Raw genomic sequence first — 4,402 nt, 5'->3', positions numbered from 1 at the left:
CCCTCACGGTCGCCGCCCGCCGCTACGGCCGGCTCGCCCCGCTCGCCCGCCACGGGCCCGCCCTCGTCGTCCTGGAACTGCTCGCCACCGCCTGGACCCTGACCGCCATCTCCCTCTTCACCGCCGGGCACGGCACCTGGGCCCTGGGCGCCGGGCAGCGGCTCCAGGTGCTGCTCGCGCGAGCGCCGCACATGACCCCGCCCGACGCTCCGGGCCGCTTCCTCCGGGTGGACGCCGCCGTCCTCCACACCCTCATCGAGGGCGACGGCCCGCCCGTCGTGCTCAGCGCCGGGCTGGCCATGGCCTGGTTCGACTGGGACGAGGTCGCTGCGCTGCTCGTGGCCGCCGGACGGACCGTCATCCGCTTCGACCGCCCCGGCCACGGCCTCAGCGCCCCGGCCACGGCCCCGCCGACCGCCGCCGGCGAGGCCCGCCGCATCGCCGGCCTGCTGGACGCCCTCGGCGTCACCGAACCGGTCACCGTGGTCGGACACTCCCTCGCCGGCTTCCATGCCGAGGCCTTCGCCCGCCTCCACCCCGAGCGCACCGCCGCCCTGGTCCTCGTGGACTCCAGCGTCGAGGAGGCGGCCCCCCGCAGGCTCCTGCCCGCCCCGCTGCGCACCGGCGCCGCCCGAGCCCTGGGCCGGGCCCTCACCGCCGCCGGGCTCCCCGCCGCACTGGGACCGGCCGCCCGGCGGGCCGCCGTACGGGCCTCGCGCGGGGAACCGGGGGGCGGCCGACCCGGCCGCGCGGGACCTCGTACGCCGCTGCTACCGCACCGGCCGGGTCTGGCAGGGGATCCTCCTGGAGAACTCCCGCTACCCGGACACCGCCGCCGAACTGCTCGCCCTGCGGGCGGCCCACCCGCTGCGGGCCCCCGCCACCGTCCTCGCCGCGTACGACGGCGGCCACGGCCGGGCCGCCCGGCGCTGGCTCGCCCGTCAGGCGGCCCTCGCCGGCCGGCTCGGCGCCCGCTTCGAGGTGGCCGAGCCGGCCGGCCACCTGGTCATGCTGGACCGCCCGCACCAACTGGCACGGGCGGTCCGGTGCGCGACGGCCCCGCTCCCGCCGGGCCGTCCCCTCACGGGCGCGGCGCGGCCCCCCGCTGCTTGAGCATGTCCGCCATCAGCTTCATCTCCGACTGCTGGGCCTCGACCATCCCCTGCGCCAGCGCCCGCTCGGCCGGGGTCCGGCACTGCTTGGCGCAGCCCTGGGCCATGGCGACGCCGCCCTTGTGGTGCTCGGTCATCAGCTGGAGGTAGAGCACCTCCGCGTCCCGGCCGCCGGCGGCGCCGAGCCGGTCGAGCTCCTCCTTGGTGGCCATACCGGGCATCAGCGCGCCCGGCTTCGTGACGTGCCCCTCGTGCCCGCCCTGCCCGCCGTGTCCGTCGTGTCCCGCCGAGGAGTCCGTCTCCATCCAGGACATCGGCGGCTCGTCGGCCACCACCTTCGGCAGCCCCCACAGGTCCAGCCAGCCCAGCAGCATGCCGCGCTGGTTGGCCTGGGTGTTGGCGATGTCGTACGCGAGGCCGCGCACCGGCTCGTCCTGGGTGCGGTCACGGACGATGAAGGACATCTCCACCGCCTGCTGGTGGTGCACCGCCATGTCCCGCGCGAACCCCGCGTCGGGGGAGTACAGCGCCGGCGTCCCCGAAGCGGACGAGCCGCCCCGGTCCTCCGAGCCGTCCGCCGTGGCGAAGGTGGCCCCCGCCGCGAACAGCGCGGCCAGCACCACCGCCGTGCCCGCGGCCCAGTACGTACGGTTCGTACGGCTGCGGGTCACTTCTCGCCCAGCCCGTTGGTGCAGGCCGCGCCCGGCTCGGGGGTCTGCGGGCCCTGCACGTACTTGGTGAAGAACTGCGCCACCCGCGGATCGTCCGCCTTCTCCACGGTCAGCTGCTTGCCCCATGCACTGAGCATGATCGCCCCCGCCTGCTCCTTGTCGGGGCTCATCAGCGTGTAGGGGGTCTTGCCGACCTTCCCGGCGAGCGCGTCGACGTCGGCCTTGGCGGCCTTGTCGTTGTACGTCACCCAGACCGCGCCGTGCTCCAGCGAGTGCACGGCGTTCACCTCGGGGACCGGGTTCTTGTAGACGTCGCCGTTGCAGTTCATCCAGCGGGGGTTGTGGTCGCCGCCGACCGGCGGGTTCATCTCGTACTTGACCGGGGTCTCGACGTGGTTGCGGCCGAGCTTCTTCGCGTCCCAGCTCTGCTCGCCGTCGACCGGTGCCTTGCGGGCCGCCGCCGTGTCCCGGTCCTTCTGCTTCTGCTCCATGATCACCCACGAGCCGAAGCCGATGAGGCCGGCGACGACCGCCGTGGAGACGCTGATCGCGATGATCTTGTTGCGCCGGTCGCGTGCCTTCTCGGCGCGGCGCATCTCGGCTATGCGGTTCTGGCGGGAGTTCTTCTCGGACGTCCTGCTGGCCATGTGCCCTGGTTCCTTCTGCTGAGGGGGGTGTGGGGTGGTGCCGGTCGTGTCGTGTACGGCGCCGGACCGGTCAGGTCCGCAGCACTTGCAGGGCGTGCAGGTCGGGGGCGCGCGCCAGTGTCCCCGGCGGCCGCACCGGGCCCGGGGCCGCCGGAAGGGCGCGGGCCGCCGCCCCGGGCCGCGCCGCGGTGACGGCGGGCGGCGGGGCCGGCAGTACGGCCGGGGTCACGTGGGACAGCGGGGAACAGCCGGGCGCCTCGTACGGGGACACGCAGGTGGCGTGCGCCCCGGAAGGGTCGTGCGCGGTGTGTGCGGCATACGCCCGAACGGGCCCTTCCGCCGCCCGCGGGCCCGGCCCGTCCGTCCCGCCCCGCACGCACAGGAACCCCATCCCGGCGGCCACGCCCAGGGCGAGCAGCAGCAGGAGGGCACCGCGACGGGCGGGACGCCCGTGACGCCCGCTCCGCGTGTGCTCCCAGCCCCCCATGGCCGCAGATGGTAGTGCTCATGACGGGTCCGAGGTCAGAGCGGGGGTGTCATCGGCCTTGGGGGGTGCGTAATGTGGCGGAAACCACCACTAGCGATACTGGACGGGCCCGGCTGTGCCGCCGGCCCTCCGGGTCGGTGGTGCACAGATCGTCTGAACTGCGAGGATGAAGGCATGGACAAGCAGCAGGAATTCGTCCTCCGGACGCTCGAGGAGCGCGACATCCGCTTCGTGCGCCTGTGGTTCACCGATGTGCTGGGCTTCCTGAAGTCCGTCGCGGTCGCTCCGGCCGAGCTGGAGCAGGCCTTCGACGAGGGCATCGGCTTCGACGGCTCCGCGATCGAGGGCTTCGCCCGCGTCTACGAGTCCGACATGATCGCCAAGCCGGACCCGGGCACGTTCCAGATACTGCCGTGGCGCGCCGAGGCCCCCGGGACCGCCCGGATGTTCTGCGACATCCTGATGCCGGACGGCTCCCCGTCCTTCGCGGACCCGCGCTACGTCCTCAAGCGCATCCTGGCCAAGACCTCCGACCTGGGCTTCACCTTCTACACCCACCCGGAGATCGAGTTCTTCCTGCTGAAGGACAAGCCCCTCGACGGCACCCGTCCCGTCCCCGCCGACAACTCCGGCTACTTCGACCACACTCCGCAGAACGTGGGCATGGACTTCCGCCGCCAGGCGATCACCATGCTCGAATCGATGGGCATCTCGGTGGAGTTCAGCCACCACGAGGGCGCCCCGGGCCAGCAGGAGATCGACCTCCGCTACGCCGACGCCCTCTCGACGGCCGACAACATCATGACGTTCCGCCTGGTCATGAAGCAGGTGGCGCTCGAACAGGGCGTCCAGGCCACGTTCATGCCGAAGCCCTTCTCCGAGTACCCCGGCTCGGGCATGCACACCCACCTCTCCCTCTTCGAGGGCGACCGCAACGCCTTCTACGAGTCGGGTGCCGAGTACCAGCTCTCGAAGGTCGGCCGCTCCTTCATCGCGGGACTCCTCAAGCACGCCGCGGAGACCGCCGCGGTGACCAACCAGTGGGTCAACTCCTACAAGCGCATCTGGGGCGGCTCCTCCCGCACCGCCGGCTCCGGCGGCGAGGCCCCCTCGTACATCTGCTGGGGCCACAACAACCGCTCGGCCCTGATCCGCGTCCCGATGTACAAGCCGGGCAAGACCGGTTCCTCCCGGGTCGAGGTCCGCTCGATCGACTCGGGCGCCAACCCCTACCTCACGTACGCCGTCCTCCTGGCGGCGGGCCTCAAGGGCATCGAGGAGGGCTACGAACTCCCGGCGGGCGCCGACGACGACGTCTGGGCCCTCTCCGACGCCGAACGCCGCGCGATGGGCATCGAACCCCTCCCGCAGAACCTCGGCGAGGCCATCTCCCTGATGGAACGCAGCGAACTGGTCGCCGAAACCCTCGGCGAACACGTCTTCGATTTCTTCCTCCGCAACAAGAAGCAGGAGTGGGAGGAGTAC

At 72.8% G+C, this 4,402-nt stretch carries 5 protein-coding genes and 2 pseudogenes; 4 read left to right on the top strand and 3 right to left on the bottom strand.

Annotated features, from left to right (window positions below; all coding sequences use genetic code 11):
• The 3 genes and pseudogenes from VR44_RS46960 to VR44_RS41900 form a co-directional block, all read left to right on the top strand.
• Nucleotides 1-176 (top strand): annotated as a pseudogene (locus VR44_RS46960) (DUF998 domain-containing protein); the annotation flags it as partial.
• Between the two features lie 15 nt (nt 177-191).
• Nucleotides 192-599 (top strand): annotated as a pseudogene (locus VR44_RS46955) (alpha/beta fold hydrolase); the annotation flags it as partial.
• On the top strand, nt 511-1,113 hold the full coding sequence (locus VR44_RS41900) for a hypothetical protein (RefSeq protein WP_063778903.1): 603 nt from the start codon (nt 511-513) through the stop codon (nt 1,111-1,113). The pseudogene VR44_RS46955 and the gene VR44_RS41900, both read left to right, overlap by 89 nt.
• On the opposite strand, the gene VR44_RS08370 is transcribed toward VR44_RS41900, so the two are convergent.
• The 3 genes from VR44_RS08370 to VR44_RS41010 form a co-directional block, all read right to left on the bottom strand.
• Entirely contained in the window at nt 1,082-1,783 is a 702-nt protein-coding gene (locus VR44_RS08370) for a DUF305 domain-containing protein (protein WP_045946758.1), read from the bottom strand. The two genes, VR44_RS41900 and VR44_RS08370, sit on opposite strands and share 32 nt — an antisense overlap.
• Nucleotides 1,780-2,430: a thioredoxin-like domain-containing protein gene (locus VR44_RS08365; RefSeq protein ID WP_045946757.1), complete on the bottom strand. Its 651-nt coding sequence runs from the start codon at nt 2,428-2,430 to the stop codon at nt 1,780-1,782. Before VR44_RS08365 ends, VR44_RS08370 begins: the two co-directional genes overlap by 4 nt.
• A 70-nt stretch (nt 2,431-2,500) precedes the next feature.
• Nucleotides 2,501-2,917, bottom strand: coding sequence for a hypothetical protein (locus tag VR44_RS41010; protein ID WP_052713509.1), 417 nt, complete (start codon nt 2,915-2,917; stop codon nt 2,501-2,503).
• 174 nt (nt 2,918-3,091) lie between these two features.
• Between VR44_RS41010 and VR44_RS08355 the strand changes: the two genes are divergently transcribed.
• Nucleotides 3,092-4,402: glutamine synthetase family protein (locus tag VR44_RS08355; protein WP_045946756.1), on the top strand; the 1,311-nt coding region annotated here is incomplete at its 3' end.

The sequence above is a fragment of the Streptomyces katrae genome, from assembly GCF_000966975.1.
GTDB lineage: Bacteria > Actinomycetota > Actinomycetes > Streptomycetales > Streptomycetaceae > Streptomyces > Streptomyces katrae.
This window is presented reverse-complemented; position numbering and strand designations above follow the sequence as displayed.

Bases quoted from the DNA above. Each gene is read 5' to 3' on its own strand.
- VR44_RS41900 (WP_063778903.1), top strand. From the start codon at position 511: ATGCCGAGGCCTTCGCCCGCCTCCACCCCGAGCGCACCGCCGCCCTGG.
- VR44_RS08365 (WP_045946757.1), bottom strand. From the start codon at position 2,430: ATGGCCAGCAGGACGTCCGAGAAGAACTCCCGCCAGAACCGCATAGCC.
- VR44_RS41010 (WP_052713509.1), bottom strand. From the start codon at position 2,917: ATGGGGGGCTGGGAGCACACGCGGAGCGGGCGTCACGGGCGTCCCGCC.